Consider the following 24809-nt stretch of genomic DNA (forward strand, 5'->3'; position numbering starts at 1 on the left):
CAACGGGACATGGCCGGAACTTTATTCCACGACCTGGACGCCTACTTCGCATTGCCTCGGGTGTCCGGGCTTGCAGTGTCGCCCGACGGCACCCGCGTAGTCACGATGATCAGCGAGCTGAACAGCAAAGGCACCGAATACGTCACCGCTGCTTGGGAACTCGATCCGAACGGCGTGCGGTCGGCTCGACGGCTGACCCGCGGGGCCAGGGGGGAGTCCAAGCCGGCCTTTACCGTGGCCGGTGATCTTCTGTTCGTGGCGTCCCGTGCTACGGACGGCGAAGATGAACCACCCGCTGCGCTGTGGTCGCTACCGTCGGATGGTGGTGAAGCACAACAGCTTTTGAGCCTCCCGGGTGGGGTCAGCGAGGTGCATCCGGCTAGCGGAGCCGACGTCGTGTTGGTGACCGCACCGATGCTCCCGTCGGCGGGCACCACCGATGACGACAAGCGATTGCGCTCGTTGCGCAAGGACCACGCCATCTCGGCAATCCTGCACACTGGCTATCCGGTTCGCTACTGGGACCATGACCTTGGCCCGGACGAACCCCATCTCCTGGCTGTCGGCGACGGCAAGGCCCGTGACGTCACCCCGCAACCCGGCGATGGGCTGCGCGAGGCCGCCGTCGACGTCAGTGCCGACGGAAGCTTCGTGGTTGCCTCTTGGCAGCAGCCTGGTCCGGGCACCTCGCAGCGTGGTGTGCTCGTACGCATCGATGTCGCATCCGGTGAACGAGTCGTCATCGCCGAGGATTCGGCCGCCGACTTTGGCCATCCGGCCATTTCACCTGACGGTACTGCGGTCGCCTTTACCCGGGAAACCCATTCCACGCCGCAGCAGGCACCGCGGATCACCTTGTGCTGCATGAAGTTCGGAGCCGAGCTGACCGAACTTACCGCGGCCTGGGACCGCTGGCCGACCTCGGTGGCTTGGTCGGCCGACGGCGCCACACTGTTGGTCACCGCCGACGACAATGGCCGTGGACCGATTTTCGGCGTCGATCCGAGCACTGGGACGGTAACCCAGCTGACCCGTGATGATTTCAGCTACAGCGACGTGCGGCCTGCCCCCGGTGGTGTGGTGTTCGCCCTTCGCAGCAATTACCTGACCCCGCCACACCCGGTCGGCATTGGCACAGATGGCACTGTCACAGTGCTGCAATGCGTCGAATTCCCAGAAATACCAGGAGAATTGGTCGATCTTACCGCCGATGCGCCGGACGGGGTCCCAGTGCGATCCTGGCTGGCCCTGCCGGCCGGCGACGAACGGGCACCGCTGCTGCTGTGGGTGCACGGAGGCCCATTGGGCAGCTGGAACACCTGGCACTGGCGATGGAACCCATGGTTGCTCGCCGCACAGGGCTACGCGGTGCTGCTTCCGGACCCGGCACTCTCCACCGGCTATGGCCAGGACTTCATCCAACGTGGCTGGGGTGCATGGGGTTTCGCGACCTATACCGACCTGATGGCGGCCGTCGATGCGGCGCTTGAGCATCCCCGCGTCGACACCACCCGGATCGCGGCGATGGGGGGCTCGTTCGGCGGTTACATGGCCAACTGGATCGCCGGGCACACTGACCGCTTTCATGCCATTGTCACCCACGCCAGCCTGTGGGCGCTGGACCAGTTCGGGCCCACCACCGACAGCGCTTACTGGTGGGCTCGGGAGATGAGTTCCGATATGGCCGAACGTAATTCGCCACACCTGCACGTCGAGAACATTAGCACTCCGATGCTGGTGATCCACGGCGACAAGGACTATCGGGTCCCCATCGGGGAAGGCTTACGGCTCTGGTACGACCTGCTGACCCGCTCCGGGTTGCCCGCCGACGGCACCGGTGCCACGGTGCATCGGTACCTGTATTACCCGTCCGAGGGGCACTGGATCGCCGCGCCGGGGCACGCCAAGATTTGGTACCAGGTGGTCATCGCATTTCTGGCTCAACACGTGCTGGGGCAGACGGTCGACCTCCCCGAGACTCTTGGTTAGGTTTGCAATCATGACCGGACCGCAGCGCGAATTTGACATCGTTCTTTACGGAGCAACCGGCTTCGCCGGAGAGCTCACCGCGAAGTATTTGGCCACGACCGCGGGGGCGGCGCGGATTGCCCTGGCCGGGCGATCGGTGGAAAAGCTGAAAGGCGTGCGCGATTCACTGGGGCCGGCCGCAAAGGACTGGGCGCTGATCGAGGCCAACGCATCGGCGCAAGCGACGCTCGATGCCATGGCGGAGCGCACCCAGGTCGTCGTCACCACCGTCGGCCCCTACACCAAGTACGGCTTACCCATGGTCGCGGCGTGCGCGAAAGCGGGAACCGATTACGCCGACCTGACCGGCGAGACCATGTTCGTCCGGGACAGTATCGATCAGTTTCACAAGGAAGCCGTCGACACCGGCGCCCGCATCGTGCACGCCTGTGGATTCGATTCCATCCCTTCGGATCTCACCGCTTACGCACTGTACAAGCGGGCGCAGCAGGACGCGGCAGGCGAACTGACCGACACCGACTTCGTGCTGCGCGGTTTCTCGGCTGGGGTGTCCGGCGGCACCGTCGCGTCGATGTTCGAGTTCATGTCCGCGGCTTCGGCCGATCCCCAGGTGCGGCGTGCCCTGACCGACCCGTACACGCTGAGCACCGACCGCGCCGCTGAGCCCGAGCTGGGTCATCAGTCCGATGCACCATGGCGCCGTGGTCGCGACATCGCGCCAGAACTCGACGGGATCTGGACCGGAGCGTTCGTAATGGGTCCACCCAACGTGCGCATCGTGCGGCGCAGCAACGCCCTGCTGGACTGGGCATATGGCCGACGCTTCCGGTACTCGGAGAACATGAGCCTGGGGTCCTCGCCGATCGCGCCCATCGCCTCCGCCATGGGAACCGCGGCCAACGCAACGATCATGGGCCTGGGCACGCGATTCTTCGACAAGGTGCCCCGCGGCCTGGTGGAGCGTCTTGCCCCGGCTCCGGGCACCGGGCCCAGCGAAAAAGCCCGGGACAACGGCTATTACCGGGTCGAGACGTACACCCGTACCACCACAGGTGCCCGATACCGGGCGATCATGGCACAGCAGGGCGACCCCGGTTACAAGGCCACCTCGTTGCTGCTGGGTGAGTGCGGGCTGGCTTTGGCCTTCGACCGCGACCGACTGTCCGACCAGCGTGGCGTGCTGACCCCGGCCGCGGCAATGGGCGATGTGCTGCTGACTCGACTGCCTGCCGCCGGTGTCACCCTGGAGGTTGAATCGCTGGGCTGAATTCATGCACGGCGCGCGGAACCGCCGTGCATCGGCTCCTTCGCGACTAGTGTCGATAGGGAGGTTTTTCACATCACGGCGACGAAGGTGGACATGCCATGGCTGGTCTCGATGATTTGCTCAATGAGATTCCGACGCAACAGATTGCCAACCAACTTGGTGCGGACGAAGGTGAGGTGAACAGCGCCATCCAGACGCTGGTTCCGCTGTTGGTCGGCGGCCTGCAGCACAACGCGCAGAACCCGGATCATGCCGCCGATATTGAGAACGCCGCCAACAACCAGGCGGCCAGTGGTCTGCTCGACGGCGGGGTCAGCGTCGATCAGGTCAACCAGGAGGACGGGGCCAACGCCATCTCCAAGATTTTCGGCGGCAACAGCACCGATCAGGTGGCTGCGGCTCTGGCGGGCGGCGGAGTAGGCAACAGCGGCCTGATCCAGAAATTGCTGCCCATTCTGGCGCCCATCGTGCTCGCGTACATCGGCAAGCAGCTCGGCGGCGGGCTGGGCCAGGCCCAAGCCCAGCCGCAGGCTCAGGCGCCGGCGCAAGCCGGTGGCGGCGGGCTCGGTGACGTGCTGGGCAACATTCTGGGTGGGGCGCTCGGTGGAGGTGCCGCCGGCGGCAACAACAACCCCCTCGGCAGCATCCTGGGCAACGTGCTGGGCGGCGCGCTCGGCGGCGGTGCGAGTGGCACAGGCAACAATCCGCTCGGCGAGATCCTGGGCGGCCTGCTGGGTGGCCGCAAGTAGCGGCATAGGTGTAACCGACCCCGCGGGCAGTCAATCAAGGGCACTTTCACGACTGCTCGCGGGACTTACCTAGAATTGGCCGGTGACTGCCAGCGATACCCCTGATCCCGCCGCCATGAATTCGGCCGATAGCCTACCCAAGTCGTGGGATCCGAGCGCGGTAGAAGCCGACATGTACCAGGGCTGGGTCGATGCGGGGTACTTCACCGCTGACCCGACCAGCGACAAGCCGCCGTACTCCATCGTGCTGCCGCCGCCGAACGTGACGGGTAGCCTGCACATGGGCCACGCCCTCGACCACACCCTGATGGACGCGTTGACACGGCGCAAGCGCATGCAGGGCTACGAGGTGCTGTGGCTGCCCGGCTTGGACCATGCCGGCATCGCCACCCAGACGGTGGTTGAGAAACAACTCGCCGTCGACGGCAAGACCAAAGAGGACTTCGGCCGCGAACTGTTCGTCGACAAGGTGTGGGACTGGAAGCACGAGTCTGGCGGAACCATCGGCGGCCAGATGCGCCGTCTCGGTGACGGCGTGGACTGGAGCCGTGACAGGTTCACCATGGATGACGGCCTGTCCCGTGCGGTGCGGACCATCTTCAAACGGCTCTTCGACGCCGGTCTGATCTATCAGGCCGAGCGGCTGGTCAACTGGTCGCCGGTGCTGGAGACCGCGATCAGCGATCTCGAGGTCAAATACGAGGACGTCGAGGGCGAGTTGGTCTCGTTCCGCTACGGCTCCATGAACGACGGCGAGCCCCACATCATCGTGGCCACCACGCGCGTCGAGACCATGCTCGGCGACACCGCGATCGCGGTGCATCCCGACGACGACCGTTACCGCCACCTGGTCGGCACGACGCTGCCGCACCCGTTCGTCGACCACGGGATGGTGATCGTCGCCGACACTCACGTCGACCCCGAATTCGGCACGGGCGCCGTCAAAGTCACCCCCGCGCACGACCCGAACGACTTCGAGATCGGCCTGCGTCACAACCTGCCGATGCCGACAATCCTGGACACCAAGGGCCGGATCGCAGACACCGGAACCCAATTCGACGGCATGGACCGGTTCGAGGCCCGGGTCAAAGTCCGCGAGGCACTGGCCGAACAGGGCCGGATCGTGGCCGAGAAGCGTCCGTACCTGCACAGCGTCGGACACTCCGAGCGCAGTGGTGAGTCCATCGAACCACGGCTTTCGCTGCAGTGGTGGGTCAAGGTGGAGTCCCTGGCCAAGGCTGCAGGCGATGCAGTTCGAGGCGGCGACACCGTGATTCACCCGACCAGCCTGGAGCCGCGATGGTTCGCCTGGGTCGACGACATGCACGACTGGTGCATCTCGCGTCAGCTGTGGTGGGGTCACCGCATCCCGATCTGGCACGGACCGAACGGTGAAACCGTCTGCGTCGGCCCGGACGAGGAGCCGCCGGCCGGCTGGCAACAGGACCCCGATGTGCTGGACACCTGGTTCTCGTCGGCGCTGTGGCCGTTCTCGACCATGGGTTGGCCGGACCGTACCCCGGAGCTGGAAAAGTTCTATCCGACAACGGTTCTGGTCACCGGCTACGACATCCTGTTCTTTTGGGTGGCCCGGATGATGATGTTCGGCACCTTCGTCGGTGGCGATGAGACCATCACGCTTGACGGTGCGCGCGAATCGCAGGTGCCGTTTAAAAACGTGTTCCTGCACGGCCTGATTCGCGACGAGTTCGGCCGCAAGATGAGCAAGTCCAAGGGCAACGGCATCGACCCGCTGGACTGGGTGGAGTCCTTCGGCGCCGATGCGCTGCGGTTCACCCTGGCGCGAGGCGCCAGCCCGGGCGGCGACCTGTCCATCGGTGAGGACCATGCCCGGGCGTCCCGCAACTTCGCTACAAAGCTTTTCAACGCAACGCGATTCGCGTTGATGAACGGTGCGGCTCCCGCGGCGCTGCCGGCGTCGGCCGAATTGACCGACGCCGACCGCTGGATACTGGGCCGCCTGGAAGAGGTGCGCGGCGAGGTAGACGCCGCGCTGGACCGTTATGAGTTCAGCCGGTCCTGCGAGGCGCTGTACCACTTCGCTTGGGACGAGTTCTGTGACTGGTACGTCGAACTTGCCAAAGCTCAACTGTTCGAAGGCGGTTCGCGAGGCGAGCACACCAAGGCCGTGCTGGCGGCGGTGCTCGACGCGCTGCTCAAGCTGCTGCATCCGGTGATGCCATTCGTCACCGAGGCGTTGTGGAAGTCCTTGACCGGCGGCGAGTCGGTGGTCATCGCGGATTGGCCGGCACCGTCGGGCATCGAGCTCGATCAGGTTGCCGCGCAACGCATCAACGACATGCAGAAGCTGATCACCGAGGTGCGCCGATTCCGCAGCGACCAGGGCCTCAACGACCGGCAGAAGGTTCCCGCCCGGCTGGTGGGCATCAGTGAAGCCGACCTGGACGCTCAGGTTGCGGCGGTGACCTCGCTGGCCTGGCTCACCGAACCGGCCGACGGCTTCAATCCGTCTGCGGCAGTTGAGGTCCGGCTTTCGCAGGGCACTGTCCTGGTCGAGGTGGACACTTCCGGCACGGTCGACGTGGCCGCCGAAAGGCGTCGCTTGGAGAAGGATCTGGCCGCCGCGCAGAAGGAACTCGCCCAGACCGCAGGTAAATTGGGCAATGAGGCGTTCCTGGCCAAGGCTCCTGACGACGTGGTCGCCAAGATTCGGGGCCGTCAGCAGCTGGCCACCGATGAGGTCGACCGGATCACCGCACGACTGGCGGGCCTGCCGTCCGCATGAGCGCGCCCACGCCCGACGAGATCGCGGAGTTGCTGCAGGTCGAGTACCTGCTGGATCAGCGCTGGCCGGAAACCAAGATCGAGCCCAGCACCGTGCGAATCGTCGCGCTGCTGGAGATGCTCGGGTCGCCGCAGCGTGGCTACCCGAGCATTCATGTGGCCGGTACCAACGGCAAGACTTCGGTGACCCGGATGATCGACGCGCTGCTGACGGCGTTCTCCCGGCGCACGGGCCGAACCACCAGCCCGCACCTGCAGGCTGCCACCGAGCGCATCGCCATCGACGGAAAGCCCATCAGCCCAGCGCAATACGTGGCCACCTACACCGAGATCGAGCCCTTCGTGGAGATCGTCGACCGGCAGTCCGAGGCGGGCGAGCTGGGCAAGCCGGGTCCCAAGATGAGCAAGTTCGAGGTCCTCACCGCCATGGCCTTCGCGGCGTTCGCCGACGCGCCGGTGGACGTAGCGGTCATCGAAACCGGCCTGGGTGGACGTTGGGACGCCACCAATGTGGTCGACGCTCCGGTTGCCGTCATCACCCCGATCGGCTTGGACCACACTGACTTTCTAGGCGAGACCATCGCGGAGATCGCGGGGGAGAAGGCCGGCATCATTGCCCGTCAGGAACCCGATCTGGTGCCGGCCGGCACCGACCCGAGCACTGTTGCGGTGATCGGTCGTCAACCTGCCGAGGCCATGGAAGTACTGATGGCGCAAGCAGTTACCGCGGACGCTGCGGTGGCCCGCGAGGACGCGGAGTTCGCCGTGCGCGGTAGGCAGATCGCGGTCGGGGGACAAGTACTGGAACTGCAGGGCCTGGGTGGGGTGTATACCGACATCTTCCTGCCGCTGCACGGTGAGCATCAGGCGCACAACGCGGTGCTGGCGCTGGCAGCGGTGGAGGCCTTCTTCGGTGCCGGCGCGGACCGGCAGCTCGACGTCGACACTGTGCGGGCCGGCTTTGCGTCGGTGACAAACCCCGGGCGTCTGGAACGGATGCGCAGCGCCCCAACGGTTTTCATCGACGCCGCGCACAACCCGGCCGGCGCTGCGGCGCTCGCCGACGCACTGGAATCCGAGTTCGAGTTCAGGTTCCTCGTCGGCGTCATCTCGGTGATGGCAGACAAGGACGTGGTCGGCATTCTCGCCGCGCTGGAACCGGCATTTGATTTGGTGGTAGTGACGCACAACGGCTCGCCTCGCGCCATGGACATCGAAACTTTGGCATCCCTGGCACAGGATCGCTTTGGCCCGGAACGGGTGATCACGGCCGCCACACTGCCCGACGCGATTGAAGCCGCCACCGCGCTGGTCGAAGAGTCCGGCAATGAATACGGCTCCAGCGATGGCTTATCCGGCGCCGGCATGGTGATCACCGGTTCGGTGGTTACCGCGGGTGCGGCCCGCACCCTGTTCGGAAAGGACCCGGCATGAGCGCCCCCGCGGAGCCAACAGATCCGCAGCCGCCAGACCCCTGGAAGAGCTTCCGCGGCGTGATGGCCGGCACCCTGATCCTGGAAGCCATCGTGGTGCTGCTGGCGCTGCCGGTGGTGTCGGTGTTCCACGGTGGTCTGACACCGCTGAGCAGTGGCTTCCTGATCGGCATGGCGGTCGTACTGATTCTGATGTCCGGGATGCAGGGCCGGTCGTGGGCGCTCGGCGCCAACGTCGGGCTTCAGGTGGTGCTGATCGCTGGGGCCTTGATCGACGTGACCATCGGCATCGTCGGGGTCATTTTCCTGGTGGTCTGGCTGTTGATCCTCTACCTGCGGACCGAGGTCAAGTGCCGCCAGGACCGTGGACTGCTGCCGGGGCAACAACGGGAATCGGACTGACCGGACACGCCGGTTGTGCCACGATCGGGCGGTGATCCTGCGTTGGTTGTGGTCAGTGTCCAGCGTCCTGATGTGCGTGGTGGTCGCGACCATCGGGCCGTCGCCGGGTGTGGTTCGCGCTGATGATTGCGCTGATGTCGAACTGGTCTTCGCCCGTGGCACCGCCGAACCGCCGGGTCTCGGACGCGTCGGTCAGGCACTGGCTGGTGAGCTGGCGCCGCGACTCGGTGGCCGCACCATGACCACCTATGGGGTGAACTATCCGGCCAGCATCAACTTCCTGACCACTGCCGACGGTGCCAACGACGCGACCGCGCACATCGCGGCCACCGCGGCGCAATGCCCGGGCACCAGGATCGTTCTGGGCGGCTTCTCGCAGGGGGCCGCGGTTGTGGCCATGCTCGCCGGCGTCAACCCACTGGGCGACACCGTCGGCAACCTCGGGTCGGCGCCGCCGTTGCCGCCCGATCTGGCCGCTCGGGTCAATGCCGTTGCGGTGTTCGGCGGTCCGTCCGCACGGTTCGGGACCCCGCTCTCAACCACGGGACTGTTCGCCGGACGCACGATCGATCTGTGCGCTGCCGGTGACCCGATCTGCGAACCCGGCGGCCGCAGCCGAGCAGCGCACAACGGATACGAATTCGCCCCGTTCCCCGGCCAGGCAGCCGGTTTCATCGCCGGTTTGGTGTAACTGCTTCGCGATTTGTGCACGAAAACCCGCGCTCAGCGCGGAAAATCGTGCACAAATCGCTGGATTTGGTTACCGGCCGGTACGCTGTCCGCCGTGACTGAGCGGACCCTGGTTTTGATCAAGCCCGACGGCGTCAAGCGACACCTGATCGGCGAAATTATCGGCCGGATCGAGCGCAAGGGCCTGACCCTCGCTGCTCTCGAGCTGAAGAACGTCAGCGTCGAGCTGGCCACCAAGCATTACGCCGAGCACGAGGGCAAGCCCTTCTTCGGTGACCTGCTGGAATTCATCACTTCCGGCCCGGTCGTGGCCGCCATCGTCGAGGGCCCGCGCGCCATTGCCGCGTTTCGGCAGATCGCCGGCGGCACCGACCCGGTTGAGAAGGCCGCCACCGGCACCATCCGCGGTGACCTGGCCCTGGTGACCCAGGACAACCTGGTCCACGGCTCCGATTCGCCCGAGTCTGCGGCCCGCGAAATCGCTCTGTGGTTTCCCGCTAGCTGAGCTACCAATGGGACCCCGTAGCTGAGCTACTGGCGGCACCTCGTCGGAGATTGGCCGACGATGTGGGATACTGGCATACGGGTGACCTGCTTCATACCAGGAGCGGGTACCCGGATGAAGACTTAGACGAGCGCGACCACCCGGATTTTTCCGGGTGCGGCGCCGACCGTCCAGCCATCATTCAGCCAGGCGCCGAGGGCTCCCCGTGGGCCGCTAGGTGCGAGACCATAACAAGCTCGGGAGAAGTTCCCCGGGCCAATAGCGGAAGCCCTCGCGTGGCCGCGTCGTACGACGCGCCCGGGGGCTTGAGGAGAATACGTGGCCGACGATGCCAACTACGAAGCCCAATCCGAAAATGCGAACCGCTTGGCGGAGTTGCCCGACCGGCTGAGGATTTTCTCGCTGGCCCGGATACTCGGGACCACCAACAAGAAAATCACCGAAGCGCTGGCCGGAGTCGACGGCAGACCTCGGAACCCTGCTTCCACGGTGACCCGCGCAGAAGCCGAGCAGGTTCGCGAACTGCTGGGTCTGGGGGCAACCGAAGCCGCCGCAGCGCAGCCTGAAGCGCCAGAGTCGGCGATGGCCGAGGTGGCCGCAGTCGAGGTCGTTGAGGTGGTCGCAGTCGAGGACCCCGCATCTGAAGCTGAGGCAGCTGAAGCCGAGGCACCTGCTGCCGAGACACCCGAAACCGGGCCGCTCGAAGCTGAGGCGCCAGAAGCTCAGGAACCCGAAACTGAGGAGCTCGACGCCGAGGCCGCTGTCGATGGTGACGAGCCCGAATCCCGCCTGATGCTGGAGCCGGCGCCGGTCCAGCGGGTCGCCGCCGAGCCCGCCGACTACCTGCCACTGTTCGTGGCACCACAGCCGGTGACGTTCCAGCCGCGAAATGAAGCCGACGACGAAGCTGACGACGAGGGCGCCGACGAGGCGACCGAGGATGGCGATGACGACAGCGAGCGGCCGGCAAACCGTCGCCGCCGGCGCGGTCGTCGTGGCCGTGGCCGCGGACGCGGGGAACAGAGCCCTGAGGACGCCGCCGAAGCCGACGGAGAGGCTCCGGAGGCAGCCGCTGAGGCAGCCGAGGACGCTGAGGACGAGGCCGAATCTGACGAGGATGCCGGCGACGACGCTACGGGCGAAGGTGGCAACCGTCGGCGCCGTCGCCGTCGTCGGCGCAAGTCCGGAGGTGAAGCCGATGGCGACGCCGGCTCGCCCGATGACCCGCCGAACACCGTCGTGCACGAGCGGGCGCCACGCGCCAAGTCCGACAACAACGAAATCCAGGGGATCAGCGGTTCGACACGGCTCGAGGCCAAGCGTCAGCGCCGTCGTGACGGCCGTGATGCCGGCCGCCGGCGCCCGCCGATCCTGAGCGAGGCTGAATTCCTCGCCCGCCGCGAGGCTGTCGAGCGCGTCATGGTGGTGCGCGACAAGATCCGCACTGAACCGCCGCACGAAGGCGCCCGCTACACCCAGATCGCCGTGCTGGAAGACGGCGTGGTGGTCGAGCACTTCGTCACCTCGGCCGCGTCGGCGAGCTTGGTCGGCAACATCTACCTGGGCATCGTGCAGAACGTGCTGCCGTCGATGGAGGCGGCATTCGTCGACATCGGCCGCGGTCGCAACGGCGTGCTGTACGCCGGTGAGGTCAACTGGGAGGCCGCCGGCCTCGGTGGCGCCAACCGCAAGATCGAGCAGGCTCTCAAGCCCGGCGACTACGTCGTCGTGCAGGTCAGCAAGGACCCGATCGGGCACAAGGGCGCCCGGCTCACCACGCAGGTCTCGCTGGCCGGTCGTTACCTGGTCTACGTGCCGGGAGCCTCGTCGACCGGTATCAGCCGCAAGCTGCCCGACACCGAGCGTCAGCGCCTCAAGGAAATCCTCAAAGAGGTCGTGCCGTCCGATGCCGGCGTGATCATCCGCACCGCCTCCGAAGGTGTCAAGGAAGAGGACATCCGCTCCGACGTCAACCGGCTGCAGGAGCGGTGGACCGAGATCGAGACCACTGCTGCCGAAACCAAGGCCAAGGCCGCGGGTGCCGCGGTGGCGCTGTACGAGGAGCCCGACGTCCTGGTGAAGGTCATCCGCGACCTGTTCAACGAGGACTTCTCCAAGCTGGTGGTCTCCGGTGACGATGCCTGGAACACCATCCACGGCTATGTCAACTCCGTTGCGCCGGAACTGCTTTCGCGTATTTCTCAGTACGAGCCGGTGGGCGGCTCGACCGGACCGGATGTGTTCTCGGTGTACCGCATCGACGAGCAACTGGCCAAGGCCATGGACCGCAAGGTCTGGCTGCCGTCGGGCGGCACCCTGGTGATCGACCGGACCGAGGCCATGACCGTCGTCGACGTCAACACCGGCAAGTTCACCGGGTCGGGCGGCAATCTGGAACAGACCGTCACCCGCAACAACCTGGAGGCGGCCGAGGAGATCGTGCGCCAGCTGCGGCTGCGTGACATCGGCGGCATCGTGGTCATCGACTTCATCGACATGGTGCTGGAGTCCAACCGCGACCTGGTGCTGCGCCGACTGACCGAGGCGCTGGCCAGGGACCGTACCCGTCACCAGGTGTCCGAGGTGACCTCGCTGGGCCTGGTGCAGCTGACCCGCAAACGCCTGGGTACCGGTCTGATCGAGGCGTTCTCGACCACCTGCACCCATTGCGCCGGCCGCGGCATCGTGCTGCACGGCGACCCGGTCGACACCGCCTCGGCTGCGGGTCGCAAGGCCGAACCGAGCGGCGGCAACAACGCCAGCGGTGGCCGACGCAGCAAGCGTGGCAAGAAGGCCACGGCCGCGGTCAAGGCCGAAGAACAGCCGGTCGCGAAGGTGCCGTCGCACCCGGCCGGTGAGCATCCGATGTTCAAGGCGATGGCTGCGGCCAACGGCAAGCACGAGCACGACCACGAGCACGACGACGTCCTGGACGACGACACTCTCGGCGACGATGAATCGGCCGACGACGAGACCCTGGTCTCTGAGGTCGACACCGACGAGGTCGACACAGATCAGGGCGACGAATTCGATGACGAAGACCTCGATGATTCGGATGTCGAAGATGACGAGTCCGACGACGAGGACGACTCCGACGAGGACGAAGACGAGGACGAGGACGAGGACGACGCGGGAGACGAACTCGAAGTCGAACTCGATGAGGACTTCGAGGACGCCGACGAGGACTCAGACGACGACCTCGATGATGAGGACGACGAGGACGATGAGCCTGACGAGGACGATGAGCCTGACGAGGACGATGAGCCTGACGAGGACGATGAGCCTGGTGAGGACGATGAGCCTGGTGAGGACGATGAGCCGGAGGTTCTAGAGCCGGAACCTGTCGTAGCGCCGGCTCCTGCCGGCCGTCAGCGCCGTCGTGCCGCAGCCCGTCCGGCCGGCCCACCGGCTGCCGGCTGAGGTGGTAGGCCGGTCGCCGGTTTGACCCTCGATTAACTGGTCACGTACCCTTAACCAGTTGTCGTCTGGCCGACACCGGCGACGGCGAGGATGCCTTGCGGCCCTCGCACCATGACCCGCGCACGCAGCCCCCGGGTGGCGCGCGCCCCGCAGTAGACGAACGAAGAACAGAGGAACACCAACGATGGCAGCCGATAACGCCACGTACGCAATCGTCAAGACCGGTGGCAAGCAGTACAAGGTTGCCGTCGGTGACGTGGTCAAGATCGAGAAGCTGGACTCCGAGCCGGGCTCGTCGGTTTCGCTGCCGGTGGCTCTCGTGGTCGAGGGTGCGAAGGTCACCACCAACGCCGAGGCGCTGGCCAAGGTCGCGGTCACCGGTGAGGTGCTCGAGCACACCAAGGGTCCGAAGATCCGCATCCACAAGTTCAAGAACAAGACCGGTTACCACAAGCGCCAGGGCCACCGTCAGCAGCTGACGGTCGTCAAGGTCACGGGCATCAAGTAAGTAAGGGGAGCGAACGAAATGGCACATAAGAAGGGCGCTTCCAGCTCTCGCAACGGTCGCGATTCAGCCGCGCAGCGCCTCGGCGTCAAGCGGTTCGGCGGCCAGGTCGTCAAGGCCGGCGAGATTCTGGTCCGTCAGCGCGGCACCCACTTCCACCCGGGCGTGAACGTCGGCCGTGGCGGCGACGACACCCTGTTCGCCACTGCAGCCGGTTCGGTGCTGTTCGGCACCAAGCGTGGCCGCAAGACGGTCAACATCGTCCCGGCAGAGGCTTAACCTTTCCTACGAGTGTGAAGCTGCCACGAGGTTTCGCCTCGTGGCAGTTTTTCGTTTGATGGAGAGGACGTCAGATGGCACCCCGGTTCGTTGATCGTGTGGTGATCCACGCGCGGGCCGGCAACGGCGGTAATGGCTGTGCGTCGGTACACCGGGAGAAGTTCAAGCCGCTCGGGGGCCCTGACGGCGGTAACGGCGGCAAGGGCGGCAGCATCGTCCTGGTCGTCGACCCGCAGGTACACACCCTGCTTGACTTCCATTTCCGCCCGCATGTCGACGCGCCCTCGGGCAAGCCGGGCGCAGGCAGCAACCGCGATGGTGCCGCAGGCAACGATCTCGAAGTGAAGGTGCCGGACGGCACCGTCGTCCTCGATGAACAGGGCCGGATGCTGGCCGACCTGGTTGGTGCCGGGACCCGTTTCGAGGCAGCGGCCGGCGGCCGCGGTGGCCTGGGCAACGCAGCGCTGGCGTCCCGGGCGCGCAAAGCCCCGGGCTTTGCGCTGCTGGGTGAGAAGGGCCAGGCTCGCGACCTCACCCTGGAACTGAAGACCGTTGCCGACGTCGGCCTCGTCGGATTCCCGTCGGCCGGCAAGTCCTCGCTGGTGTCGGCCATTTCGGCGGCCAAGCCGAAGATCGCCGATTATCCGTTCACCACGTTGGTGCCCAACCTGGGTGTGGTCTCGGCCGGCGACAACACGTTCACCGTGGCCGATGTCCCGGGTTTGATCCCCGGCGCGTCCGAGGGCCGCGGCCTGGGCCTGGACTTTCTGCGACACATAGAGCGCTGCGCGGTTCTGGTGCACGTGGTCGACTGCGCGACGCTAGAACCAGGCCGGGACCCGATCTCGGACATCGAAGCGCTGGAAGCTGAACTCGCCGCGTATACGCCCACCCTGCAAGGGGATTCGACACTGGGCGATCTGGCCGAACGGCCCCGCGCGGTGGTGCTCAACAAGATTGACGTGCCCGACGCTCGCGAGCTGGCCGACTTCGTCAAAGAGGAAGTGGCTACCAAATACGGGTGGCCGGTCTACGAAATCTCTACCGTCAGCCGAGACGGCTTGCGCCCCTTGACTTTCGCGCTGTGGGGCCTGGTGGAGGCATACCGTGCTGCGCAACCGGTGGTGGCGCCCCGGCGGCCCATCATCCGGCCCATCGCGATCGACGAGAGCGGCTTCACCGTCGAATCGGACGGCGATGGCGGCTTCATCGTGCGCGGCTCGCGGCCCGAACGGTGGATTGCCCAGACCGCGTTCGACAATGACGAGGCGGTCGGCTATCTGGGGGACCGGCTGGCCCGCCTCGGTGTCGAGGACGAGTTGCTCAAGATGGGCGCCCGGGCCGGGTGCGCGGTCACCATCGGCGATGTCACTTTTGACTGGGAGCCGCAGACGCCCGCCGGTGTTGACGTGCAGATGTCGGGCCGCGGCACCGACGTCCGGCTGGAGCAGACCGACCGGGTGGGTGCCGCCGAGCGTAAGGCTGCGCGCAAGGACCGCCGCCGCCCCGGCGCGGATGAGCACGGTCGTCCTGTCGGGGACGACGAGTGAGCAAGCCCTCGGCGCATCGGGAGACCATCCGGACCGCGCGCAGCGTGGTCGTCAAGATCGGCACCACCGCTCTGACCACGCCCAGCGGCGTGTTCGACGTCGGCCGGCTTGCCGAGCTCGCCGACGCCATCGAGAAGCGGATGAAGGCCGGTTCGGATGTGGTGATCGTGTCCTCGGGCGCCATCGCCGCGGGCATCGAGCCACTGGGTCTGACCAAGCGTCCCGCCGATCTGGCCACCAAACAGGCTGCGGCCAGCGTCGGCCAGGTGGCGTTGGTCAACGCCTGGAGTTCGGCCTTCGCCCGCTATGACCGCACTGTCGGGCAGGTGCTGCTGACCGCTCACGACATCGCGCAGCGGGTACAGCACAACAACGCCCAGCGCACCCTGGATAGGCTGCGGGCGCTGCATGCGGTGGCGATCGTCAACGAGAACGACACGGTGGCCACCAATGAGATTCGCTTCGGTGACAACGATCGACTGTCGGCTCTGGTCGCCCAGCTGGTCGGCGCCGACGCGCTGATTCTGCTCAGTGACATCGACGGGCTGTACGACTCAGATCCGCGAAAAGGCAACGCGCGCTTCATTTCAGAGGTCGCGGTGTCCGGGGATCTGGAGGGCGTGCAGGCCACCGGCGGCAGTCGGCTGGGGACCGGCGGCATGGCCTCCAAGCTGTCCTCGGCGCTGCTGGCGGCCGACGCAGGCGTGCCTGTGCTGCTGGCGGGCGCCAACGACGCCGCTGCCGCCTTGACCGACGCTTCGGTAGGCACGGTGTTCGCCGCCCGCCCCGAACGGATGTCGGCGCGCCGGTTCTGGGTGCGCTACGCGGCCGAGACCACCGGCGCGCTGGTGCTGGATGCCGGTGCGGTGCGGGCCGTGGTGCAGCAGCGCAAGTCGCTGTTGCCCGCTGGGATCATCGGTCTGTCGGGGCGTTTCCACGGTGGGGATGTTGTTGAGCTGCATGGCCCGGACGGGTCGACGGTGGCGCGGGGTGTCGTGGCATTCGATGACACCGAGCTCGTGGGCATGATCGGCCGCTCCACCAGCGAACTGCCGGCCGAGATGCGCCGTCCCGCAGTGCATGCCGACGACCTTGTTGCCGTCTAGCCTGTTCTAGTCGGCCGTCGTCGGTTTGAGATACATTGCACCCCAGACGATTTCGGTGAGTGCGTCGGCAAGCTCGCTGTCGTAGTCGGGCGGCTTGTTCGGCAGATTCTGCTGCAGGGTTCGTTCCACCATCCAGCTCAGCGCGTCCGCGGTGGGGGCGGCCGAGAGATCGGCGCGTATGAGCCCGGCGGCCTGGCCGGCTGTGATGGTGGTGACCAACTGCGCGGCCATGCCCGCCATCAGGTCACGGTAGACTTGGCCGACCTGCGGATCGTATGGCGACATCTCATTGAGCGCGACCAGCACCGGCTGATGAACGCGGTAGGCGGCGATGACGCCCGTCATCGCGTTGTGTACGTCCCGTGAAGTGGGGTGTTCCACAGACCACCAGCGCCGGGCGGCGGCGGCGAGGTCGTCGAACGCCTCCACGGCCAGTCGGCGCAGCAGGTGGCCCTTGTCTTCGAAGTAGACGTAGAAGCTGGCGCGGGAGATGCCGGCCTCGGTGGCCAGGCGGTCCACGCTCAGCTCGGTGAAACTGGCGCCGTCGCCCATCAGCCGACCGGTGGCGTCGAGCAGGCGCCGCTCCATCTGCTCGCGCCGCTCCTGGCGGTTGGCCTGCGGTTTTCGGGTGACCGAGGGCATACCAGCAGGGTAGCCGACTGTCGCACGTATTGACTAGACACTATGTCTAGACTTATTGTCAGCAGCATGACTGTGTCCTCGATCACACCTGTTGAGCGGGTTTATGACCCGGTTGATTTGTCCTCCCGGGCCTTCTGGGCAGGCAAGGCGGCTGACCGCGAGCGGTCGTTCGCACAGCTGCGTGAGCGGCGTCCGGTCAGTTGGCACCGGCCGGTCGACGACGCGTTAATGTCCGACCCGAACGACCGTGGGTTCTGGGCGGTGACGCGGCACGCCGACATCGTCGCGGTCAGCCGCAACAACGAGGTCTTTCTGTCCGGTCAGGGGGTGATGTTCGAGAGCGTGCCGCAGGAGCTGCTCGAGGCGTCGCAGTCCATCCTGGCGATGGATGCGCCGCGGCACACCATGATCCGCAAGGTCGTCCACGCGGCGTTCACGCCGCGACAGGTCCGCCGGATCGAAGACTCGATCAAGGTCAACGCCAAAGAGATCGTTGCGGAGTTGCGCGACGCCGGGAGCGGCGCCGATTTCGTCGAACACTGCGCCAAACAACTTCCACTGCGCACGCTTTCGGACATGGTCGGCATCCCCGACTCTCAGCGCCGGCAGGTCACCGATGCCGCCGACGCGCTGGTGTCTTGGGCTGACTCGGATTTTCTGGCCGGGCGCAACCCGCTGGAGGTGCTGTTCGCCAGCCAGATGTATCTGCATCAGGTAGCACTGGAGCTGGCCGAGCAGCGCCGTCGCAACCCCGGCGACGACCTGCTCAGCGCATTGGTCCAGGCCGAGGTCGACGGCGCCAAGCTCACCGACCAGGAAGTTGCGGCGTTCTTTGTGCTGCTGTCCGTCGCAGGTAATGACACCACCCGTCAGACGGCCACCCATGCGATGAAGGCCCTCAGCGACTTCGGCGATCAACGGGCTTGGCTGACAGCAGATTTCGATGCGCGAATCGGCCTCGCGGTCGAGGAATTCATCCGCTGGGCCAGCCCGGTGATGACGTTCCGCCGCACTGCCGCAGTCGATTTCGAGCTGGGTGACTGCCAGATCTCAGCAGGCGACAAGGTTGTGATGTTCTACGAGTCGGGCAATCGGGACGCCGAGGCTTTCGAGCGACCCGAGCGGTTCGACCTGAGTCGGAGTCCCAACCCGCATGTCGGATTCGGCGGCGGCGGGCGCCATTTCTGCCTTGGCGCGCATGTGGCGCGGGCTCAGTTGAGGGTCATCTTTGGTGAGCTGTTGACCATGCTGCCCGATATTCAGGCTGGCGATCTGTCGCTGGTGCCGGGCAACTTCATCCATGCGGTCCGCAGCATGCCGGTCACCTGGTAACGGTTCGCCGCTGGGAGATCAGTCGGCCGGCGTCAGTCCCTGCTCGACGCAGCGGGTCGCGCGCAGCACTAGTTCTTCGATTCTGCGGCTGGGCGGGGCACCGTGCAGGACCGAGGTGACCGCTCCGGCGCATCTGCCGTCAGGCCACCACACCGGAGCTGCCACACAGCAGATTCCCGGATACGCCTCCTCCTTCTCGACGACGACGGCCCGCTGGTCGCGGATACCGGCGCGCAGGCTCTCCCATTCGCGCGAGGACCAGCAGTCAGGTAGTTCCCCGTCGTTCGGACGTCGTGCGGCGTAGAGCACGCGCCCGGTGGCGGTGCGGGCAGTGGAAACGGGGCCGTCGGTAGCAAGCGTGCAGAGGTGGCCCTGGCGCGTGGTCGCGCAGATGACGGTCAGACAATCTTGATGAAGGATGCGTAGTGTTGCGCAGCCCCCCGATTGCACGGCCAGCGTGTGGACCGGCCCTTGGCCGGCCTGACGCAGTAGTGGATCGGGATGCCAACTGCGGCCTATGTGTCCCACCTTGGGACCTACGTAGTAGCGACGTGCCACGCGCTGGACTGCCCCGAGATGGACGAGCTGTTCGGCGAGGCGATAGGCAGAGCTCTTGGCCAGTCCACTGGTCCGAGCCAGATCGGTCAGACCTAATCCATGGTCGGCTGCGGCCAGCGACTCCAGCACTGCGAAAGCGCCATTGAGTACCGTTCGGCCAGCGGCCGGCATGCTTGCGGAGCTCAGGCTGTCCGCATTGTCCCGGCACGCAGTCTTCGGAAAGACGACGACGCCTTCATCGATTCCTGCCATGACTTGGGTCATGCCATAACGCTAAAAGCGCACGGTAAACCTGTCTTGCGTAGTGGACTACCCGAATTGCCGAGCCTCCGCTCACCGCAGGTGCGAAGTCATTCCGATGGTTTCGAGGGTGTCGCCGGCGTTTCCACCCGGACGACCAACGCCAATTCTGCGGCGTCGGTGTAAATCAACCGCAACGGCCAGAACACCGCGGCGGGTTGAACAAACACACCCTCGAAGCTGCTGTCGGCGACGGGGACGGAACGCGGCGGGTACAATTCAACGCAAAAGTCCAGGTCAGCGGCCTTTGCGCGGATGATCGCGCGGTCCAGGTCTGCGGCCTCGAACGGGCTGTCGTTGAGTCGGTCGATTGCTTCGCGACGGTCTTGGGTGCCGCGCCTCACATCAGCAATTTGGTTACGGACACTCACTCCATCTAAAACGTTTCATACCCAATATGGCCGGGAGCTGAACACCGTGCCTGATGACACCGAGCTGGCCGCCGAAGCTGGCAATAAGCTGTGAAAGGGCTAGTGGTGCAGCAGTTTTCACTGGGTCCTGAAGATTCCGTGACATCAGGCCGCACCGGAATCAACCCGCCGGTGCCGGTGATGTCCTCTCCTTCGTGTGAGTCACCGGTGCCGCGGGTGTCGGTCAACACACAATGTGCGTTGCATCACAGCTGATTTCGACACTCAGTGCTACGCCGCCGGCGAACTCAGTTCGCCCGCCAACAGCACGAGCAGTTCCGAACAACCGCCGTCGACCTTGATCGCGGCCAATTCGTCGCCGCGGGTTGGACCGCGGTTGATTATTCCGATTGCCTTGCCAGCCGCCGCCGCATGGCGGACGAAACGGTAACCGGAATACACGGTGAGCGATGATCCCGCGACCAACAGCGCCTCGGCCGCGTCGACAAGCGAATATGCTTGCTGTACACGGTCTTTGGGTACACTGTCGCCGAAATAAACGATGTCTGGTTTGAGAATGCCGCCGCATCGCGGGCAGTCTAGAAAGCGGAATGCTGTGGTGTCCTCGACCACCGCGTCGGCGTCCGGGGCCACGGCAATGCTACCTACCCGTGTCGCCCGTGCGGTGAATCCGGGGTTCAGCTGCTCCAGCTCCTCGGCCAGTGCCGACCGGGTCATGGTGTACCCGCAGTCCAGGCAGACCACCCGGTCGTAGGAGCCATGCAGATTCACGACGTCCCGACTGCCGGCCTTGGTGTGCAGCAGATCGACGTTCTGGGTAATCACCCCGGTGACCAACCCCATGCGCTCCAGTTCGGCTACCGCGCGGTGGCCGGCATTGGGCTGCCGTCCCGCCATGTGCCGCCACCCGACGTGGTTACGCGCCCAGTACCGCCGCCGGAATTCGGGGCCGGATCGGAACTGCTGGATGGTCATCGGATTGCTGGGTGGCGAGTCCGGGCCGCGGTAGTCGGGGATGCCGGAGTCTGTCGAGATACCGGCACCGGTCAGCACCGCCAGCCGTCGGCCGGCCAGCAGATTGACCAGTTCAGGTGCCTGCACGCTGTCGAGAGTAGGCCGCTTGGCCGAATAGCGGTGAGCGCGGTGCGACAATCGGGATGTGGACTTCTACTCCGCCTACCGGCATGGATTCGTCCGGGTGGCCGCGTGCACGCACCACACCACGTTGGCCGACCCCACTGCCAACGCCGATTCGGTGCTGGCGCTGGCTCGCGCCTGCCATGACGATTCGGTGGCACTGGCGGTATTTCCCGAGTTGACCTTGTCCGGGTATTCCATCGAGGACATCCTGCTGTCGGACACTCTGCTGGAATCGGTGACCGACGCGCTGGCCACGATCGTCGCCGCCTCCACAGACCTGTTGCCGGTGCTGGTGGTCGGCGCGCCGCTGCGGCATGGGCACCGGATCTATAACACCGCAGTGGTGATTCACCGTGGATTGGTGCTCGGCGTGGTGCCCAAGTCCTACCTTCCTACCTATCGCGAGTTCTACGAAAAGCGGCAACTTGCCGCCGCGGACGTGAGGAGCAATAGGGCCACCACCATCCGGGTCGGCGGCGTTGATGTGCCGTTCGGGGCCGATCTGTTGTTCGCCGCCACAGATCTGCCGAATTTTGTTCTGCACGTTGAGATTTGCGAGGACATGTGGGTTCCGGTGCCGCCGAGCGCCACCGCGGCCCTGGCCGGGGCCACGGTGTTGGCCAACTTGTCGGGCAGCCCGATCACCATCGGCCGGGCCGACGAGCGCAAGCTGCTGGCTCGATCGGCGTCTTCTCGGTGCCTCGCGGCCTACGTGTATGCCGCAGCAGGAGAAGGCGAGTCGACCACAGACCTGGCCTGGGACGGTCAGACCATGATCTACGAGAACGGCGAGCTGCTCGCCGAATCCGAGCGGTTCCCGCGCGGGGAGCGGCGGTCGGTTGCCGATGTGGACACCGAACTGCTTGCCGCCGAACGGCTTCGGATGGGCACCTTCGATGACAACCGGCGCAATTTCGCCGACCGGACCGCGTCGTTCCGGCGCATCGAGTTCGAGGTTGCACCGCCCACCGGCGACATCGGATTGCTTCGCGAGATCGAGCGCTTCCCGTTCGTCCCCGCGGATCCGCAACGGCTGCAACAGGATTGCTACGAGGCCTACAACATTCAGGTGTCCGGGCTGGAGCAGCGGCTGCGGGCGCTGAACTATCCGACCGTGGTGATCGGGGTATCCGGTGGGCTGGATTCCACCCACGCGCTGATCGTCGCGGCCCGGGCCATGGACCGCGAAGGCCGTCCGCGCAGCGACATCCTGGCGTTCACCATGCCCGGCTTCGCCACCGGTGAGCGCACCAAGGGCAACGCCACCGCGCTGGCCAAGGCGCTGGGAGTGACGTTCTCCGAGTTGGATATTCGCGGCACAGCTCGGTTGATGCTGGCCGAGATGGACCATCCCTTTTCCCGCGGGGAAGAGGTCTATGACGTCACGTTCGAGAACGTGCAGGCCGGGCTACGCACCGATTTCCTGTTCCGGTTGGCCAATCAGCGCGGCGGCATCGTGCTGGGCACCGGCGACCTGTCCGAGCTCGCCCTGGGCTGGTCCACGTATGGCGTGGGCGATCAGATGTCGCACTACAACGTCAACGGCGGGGTGCCCAAAACTCTGATCCAGCACCTGATCCGGTGGGTGATCTCCTCGGGACAATTCGGAGACGACGTCAACGATGTGCTGCAGTCGGTGCTGGATACCGAGATCACCCCGGAATTGGTGCCCGGTGCCGACGTCCAGAGCAGCCAGGCCAAGGTCGGGCCGTACGCCTTGCAGGACTTCTCCTTGTTCCAAGTGGTCCGCCACGGGTTCCGTCCGTCGAAGGTGGCGTTCCTGGCGTGGCATGCCTGGCGCGATGCGACGGCCGGTGACTGGCCGGCAGGGTTCCCGGAAAACGAACGTGTGGCGTACTCGTTGAGCGATATCCGTAAGTGGCTCAAGGTTTTCGTGCAACGGTTCTACTCCTTCAGCCAGTTCAAGCGGTCGGCGCTGCCGAACGGCCCGAAGGTGTCGTCTGGGGGAGCGTTGTCGCCGCGCGGGGACTGGCGGGCGCCATCGGACATGTCGGCCCGGATCTGGCTGGACGAGATCGATCGGCACGTTCCCGAGCACTGATTGGGCACACGCGAACCGAAATTTTCGGATAATCGCGTCAATTTAGGGCATCTTCTCAGGTACCTTCCAGTCAATTAATGGCCGACGCTGGTGAGGTATCGATGGCTGCAGCACGTTATATCGGTCGAGTTGGTGGATTGGCCGTCGCGCTCGGGGTGGGAACGGCGATTGTTTTCGGCAGCGGAGTGGCCACTGCCGAGCCGACGTCGTCGGGGTCGGGGTCAGGGTCGCCGGGTGGGTCGTACGATTCGCACAGCAGCGGCCAGCGGGCCAAAAGTCTGAAGGCTAAGGTCCAGAAGAATTGGGAGACCTCGACCGGCAGCGAAGCAAAAGCGCCGGCGGGCAAGGACTCTGGAGCAACGATTCGTGCGTCGATCAAACAACAGGTGACGCGTAATGCGACCAAGCCTGCGGTTCCCGCCGCGGTCGCGAAGTTGGTTAGCGTCGCCCGACCGGCCGCTGCGGTGACATCCGCTACGGCGCCGACGATTACCGCGCTGCCGGTTACCCAGGTCTTCACAGACCTGCTCAAGCCATTCGCAGGTTCGTCGCCCAACACGCCGGTCGAGCCGCCAGCTGCGTGGGCATTGCTGGCCGCGGCCCGTCGTGAATTCGGTGCTGGCACCACCAGACTGACTGCAGTCCAACCTGCAGCTGGTGTGACCCCGTCCGTCATCAGCAGCCCGGTGGTACAACTTAGCGACGGCATCATCAACGGCTCCATCGGGACGCCGTTCACCGGGGACCTGACCTACACCGTCGTCAGAGGCCCGACTGGCGGTGGCAAGGTGAACCTCGCTCAGACCGGCACGTTCACATACCTGCCGAACCGGGCCGATGTCGCCGCCGGCAACAGCGAGAAGTTCAGTGTGCTCGTGGCACAGCAGACCGCGTTCGACACAGCGCTGGAATCGATCCCGCTCATCGGTGGCTCTGTCCCGCAGATGCTGGTGAACCTGCGTCAGATTCCAACAATCAATGGGCTGTTGACGCCGATCATTGGCTCTTCGGTGGGGGTACTGGTGACCGTCGACCTGGCTCAGTTGGCGCCGACTGGCACCCCCGTGGCGTACACCGACATGGTCACGTCGTTCGACGGCACGCAGATCAGTGTCAACTTCTTCCCGGCATCCGGGTTGCAGCAGTTGCCGGACAAGCTCGCCCCGACCATCCTGTATGGCCCAGGTATGACCCAACCGGCCGTCGTCGACCCGTATGCGCAAGGGTTTGTCGGCGTTGGCACCATGCGATCCGCCGGCTATAACGTCGTCACCTGGGACCCCCGCGGCGAATATTTCTCGGGCGGCGTGCTTCAGCTGGATAACCCGGCATATGAGGGCAAGGACGTTTCAGCGATCATCAGCTGGACGGCCGGTCAACCAGCGTGCAACTGGATGACGCTCAGAAGGTTGATCCCCGTATGGGCATGATCGGCGTGTCCTATGGCGGTGGCATTCAATGGGTTTCGGCCGCAGCGGACAAGCGCATCGACGCGATCGTGCCGGGGCTGGCCTGGAACTCATTGACCGAGGGGCTGTACCCGGGTGGCGCGTTCAAGACAGCTTGGGCCTCGCTGCTGATGCTGGGTTTGGTTCGGACGGGCGCGCGGATCAATCCCGAAATCTATGGCGGGATTCTTTCCGGCGATGGGTCTGCTGCACGAATAGGTGACACCTGATCTGCCTAGTTTTCAGAGCTGGGCTGAAAGGATGTCATCGTGTCCAAGCCGTATCCCAAGGAGTT

General features: G+C 65.5%; 21 protein-coding genes. 17 read left to right on the forward strand and 4 right to left on the reverse strand.

Features of this window, described 5'->3' with window-relative positions; genetic code table 11:
- The first annotated feature begins 9 nt into the window (after positions 1-9).
- The 13 genes from M2432_RS22435 to proB all read left to right on the forward strand — a co-directional run bounded on the left by M2432_RS22435 (position 10) and on the right by proB (position 16661).
- Complete coding sequence (locus M2432_RS22435; protein ID WP_280829037.1) at positions 10-1989, forward strand: S9 family peptidase; 1980 nt, start codon at positions 10-12, stop codon at positions 1987-1989.
- Between the two features lie 10 nt (positions 1990-1999).
- Positions 2000-3256: a trans-acting enoyl reductase family protein gene (locus tag M2432_RS22440; protein WP_280829038.1), complete on the forward strand. Its 1257-nt coding sequence runs from the start codon at positions 2000-2002 to the stop codon at positions 3254-3256.
- A gap of 98 nt (positions 3257-3354) precedes the next feature.
- Positions 3355-4005 carry a DUF937 domain-containing protein gene (locus M2432_RS22445; RefSeq protein WP_280829039.1) on the forward strand — a complete coding sequence of 217 codons (651 nt, stop codon included), beginning with the start codon at positions 3355-3357 and terminating at the stop codon, positions 4003-4005.
- Positions 4006-4120: 115 nt separating this feature from the next.
- Positions 4121-6772: a valine--tRNA ligase gene (locus tag M2432_RS22450; RefSeq protein WP_280829064.1), complete on the forward strand. Its 2652-nt coding sequence runs from the start codon at positions 4121-4123 to the stop codon at positions 6770-6772.
- Positions 6769-8205 (forward strand): folylpolyglutamate synthase/dihydrofolate synthase family protein, encoded by a 1437-nt coding sequence (locus M2432_RS22455; RefSeq protein ID WP_280829040.1) that lies wholly within the window; start codon positions 6769-6771, stop codon positions 8203-8205. The genes M2432_RS22450 and M2432_RS22455 overlap by 4 nt, the downstream gene beginning before the upstream one ends.
- Positions 8202-8606 (forward strand): DUF4233 domain-containing protein, encoded by a 405-nt coding sequence (locus M2432_RS22460; protein ID WP_280829041.1) that lies wholly within the window; start codon positions 8202-8204, stop codon positions 8604-8606. The genes M2432_RS22455 and M2432_RS22460 overlap by 4 nt, the downstream gene beginning before the upstream one ends.
- A 70-nt stretch (positions 8607-8676) precedes the next feature.
- Entirely contained in the window at positions 8677-9297 is a 621-nt protein-coding gene (locus M2432_RS22465; RefSeq protein WP_280829065.1) for a cutinase family protein, read from the forward strand.
- A gap of 93 nt (positions 9298-9390) precedes the next feature.
- Positions 9391-9801 (forward strand): nucleoside-diphosphate kinase, encoded by a 411-nt coding sequence (ndk, locus tag M2432_RS22470; RefSeq protein WP_280829042.1) that lies wholly within the window; start codon positions 9391-9393, stop codon positions 9799-9801.
- A gap of 318 nt (positions 9802-10119) precedes the next feature.
- The gene (locus M2432_RS22475; protein ID WP_280829043.1) at positions 10120-13221 is read left to right on the forward strand and encodes an Rne/Rng family ribonuclease; all 3102 of its coding nucleotides are present in this window, start codon (positions 10120-10122) and stop codon (positions 13219-13221) included.
- Positions 13222-13405: 184 nt separating this feature from the next.
- The gene (rplU, locus tag M2432_RS22480; RefSeq protein WP_280829044.1) at positions 13406-13729 is read left to right on the forward strand and encodes a 50S ribosomal protein L21; all 324 of its coding nucleotides are present in this window, start codon (positions 13406-13408) and stop codon (positions 13727-13729) included.
- Between the two features lie 18 nt (positions 13730-13747).
- Complete coding sequence (gene rpmA, locus M2432_RS22485) at positions 13748-14005, forward strand: 50S ribosomal protein L27 (protein WP_280829045.1); 258 nt, start codon at positions 13748-13750, stop codon at positions 14003-14005.
- Positions 14006-14079: 74 nt separating this feature from the next.
- Positions 14080-15555 (forward strand): GTPase ObgE, encoded by a 1476-nt coding sequence (gene obgE / locus M2432_RS22490; RefSeq protein ID WP_280829046.1) that lies wholly within the window; start codon positions 14080-14082, stop codon positions 15553-15555.
- The gene (gene proB, locus M2432_RS22495) at positions 15552-16661 is read left to right on the forward strand and encodes a glutamate 5-kinase (RefSeq protein WP_280829047.1); all 1110 of its coding nucleotides are present in this window, start codon (positions 15552-15554) and stop codon (positions 16659-16661) included. Before obgE ends, proB begins: the two co-directional genes overlap by 4 nt.
- Positions 16662-16667: 6 nt before the next feature.
- Here proB and M2432_RS22500 read toward each other — a convergent pair whose 3' ends face one another.
- Positions 16668-17303 (reverse strand): TetR/AcrR family transcriptional regulator, encoded by a 636-nt coding sequence (locus M2432_RS22500; protein WP_280829048.1) that lies wholly within the window; start codon positions 17301-17303, stop codon positions 16668-16670.
- A 66-nt stretch (positions 17304-17369) separates the two neighbouring features.
- Between M2432_RS22500 and M2432_RS22505 the strand changes: the two genes are divergently transcribed.
- Positions 17370-18635 (forward strand): cytochrome P450, encoded by a 1266-nt coding sequence (locus M2432_RS22505; RefSeq protein ID WP_280829049.1) that lies wholly within the window; start codon positions 17370-17372, stop codon positions 18633-18635.
- 18 nt (positions 18636-18653) lie between these two features.
- On the opposite strand, the gene M2432_RS22510 is transcribed toward M2432_RS22505, so the two are convergent.
- The 3 genes from M2432_RS22510 to M2432_RS22520 all read right to left on the reverse strand — a co-directional run bounded on the left by M2432_RS22510 (position 18654) and on the right by M2432_RS22520 (position 20965).
- Positions 18654-19457 (reverse strand): helix-turn-helix domain-containing protein, encoded by an 804-nt coding sequence (locus tag M2432_RS22510; RefSeq protein ID WP_280829050.1) that lies wholly within the window; start codon positions 19455-19457, stop codon positions 18654-18656.
- An 86-nt stretch (positions 19458-19543) separates the two neighbouring features.
- Entirely contained in the window at positions 19544-19837 is a 294-nt protein-coding gene (locus tag M2432_RS22515; protein ID WP_280829051.1) for a hypothetical protein, read from the reverse strand.
- A gap of 297 nt (positions 19838-20134) precedes the next feature.
- On the reverse strand, positions 20135-20965 hold the full coding sequence (locus M2432_RS22520; RefSeq protein WP_280829052.1) for an NAD-dependent protein deacetylase: 831 nt from the start codon (positions 20963-20965) through the stop codon (positions 20135-20137).
- 58 nt (positions 20966-21023) lie between these two features.
- Here M2432_RS22520 and M2432_RS22525 point away from each other — a divergent pair, with 58 nt between their 5' ends.
- The 3 genes from M2432_RS22525 to M2432_RS22535 all read left to right on the forward strand — a co-directional run bounded on the left by M2432_RS22525 (position 21024) and on the right by M2432_RS22535 (position 24744).
- Positions 21024-23066, forward strand: coding sequence for an NAD(+) synthase (locus M2432_RS22525; RefSeq protein WP_280829053.1), 2043 nt, complete (start codon positions 21024-21026; stop codon positions 23064-23066).
- Positions 23067-23167: 101 nt separating this feature from the next.
- Positions 23168-24496, forward strand: a complete 1329-nt coding sequence (locus M2432_RS22530; RefSeq protein ID WP_280829054.1) for a CocE/NonD family hydrolase — start codon at positions 23168-23170, stop codon at positions 24494-24496.
- Positions 24487-24744, forward strand: a complete 258-nt coding sequence (locus M2432_RS22535) for a CocE/NonD family hydrolase (RefSeq protein ID WP_280829055.1) — start codon at positions 24487-24489, stop codon at positions 24742-24744. The genes M2432_RS22530 and M2432_RS22535 overlap by 10 nt, the downstream gene beginning before the upstream one ends.
- The last annotated feature ends 65 nt before the right edge of the window (positions 24745-24809 follow it).

The sequence above is a fragment of the Mycobacterium sp. OTB74 genome (genome assembly GCF_029892685.1).
Lineage (GTDB): Bacteria > Actinomycetota > Actinomycetes > Mycobacteriales > Mycobacteriaceae > Mycobacterium.

Coding starts and splice junctions, on each gene's coding strand:
- M2432_RS22435 (WP_280829037.1), top strand. CDS start 10: ATGGCCGGAACTTTATTCCACGACCTGGACGCCTACTTCGCATTGCCT.
- rplU (WP_280829044.1), top strand. CDS start 13,406: ATGGCAGCCGATAACGCCACGTACGCAATCGTCAAGACCGGTGGCAAG.
- M2432_RS22450 (WP_280829064.1), top strand. CDS start 4,121: ATGAATTCGGCCGATAGCCTACCCAAGTCGTGGGATCCGAGCGCGGTA.
- M2432_RS22510 (WP_280829050.1), bottom strand. CDS start 19,457: ATGACCCAAGTCATGGCAGGAATCGATGAAGGCGTCGTCGTCTTTCCG.
- M2432_RS22535 (WP_280829055.1), top strand. CDS start 24,487: ATGGGCATGATCGGCGTGTCCTATGGCGGTGGCATTCAATGGGTTTCG.
- M2432_RS22465 (WP_280829065.1), top strand. CDS start 8,677: ATGTGCGTGGTGGTCGCGACCATCGGGCCGTCGCCGGGTGTGGTTCGC.
- rpmA (WP_280829045.1), top strand. CDS start 13,748: ATGGCACATAAGAAGGGCGCTTCCAGCTCTCGCAACGGTCGCGATTCA.
- M2432_RS22460 (WP_280829041.1), top strand. CDS start 8,202: ATGAGCGCCCCCGCGGAGCCAACAGATCCGCAGCCGCCAGACCCCTGG.
- M2432_RS22500 (WP_280829048.1), bottom strand. CDS start 17,303: ATGCCCTCGGTCACCCGAAAACCGCAGGCCAACCGCCAGGAGCGGCGC.
- M2432_RS22445 (WP_280829039.1), top strand. CDS start 3,355: ATGGCTGGTCTCGATGATTTGCTCAATGAGATTCCGACGCAACAGATT.
- M2432_RS22530 (WP_280829054.1), top strand. CDS start 23,168: ATGGCTGCAGCACGTTATATCGGTCGAGTTGGTGGATTGGCCGTCGCG.
- obgE (WP_280829046.1), top strand. CDS start 14,080: ATGGCACCCCGGTTCGTTGATCGTGTGGTGATCCACGCGCGGGCCGGC.
- M2432_RS22505 (WP_280829049.1), top strand. CDS start 17,370: ATGACTGTGTCCTCGATCACACCTGTTGAGCGGGTTTATGACCCGGTT.
- M2432_RS22455 (WP_280829040.1), top strand. CDS start 6,769: ATGAGCGCGCCCACGCCCGACGAGATCGCGGAGTTGCTGCAGGTCGAG.
- M2432_RS22440 (WP_280829038.1), top strand. CDS start 2,000: ATGACCGGACCGCAGCGCGAATTTGACATCGTTCTTTACGGAGCAACC.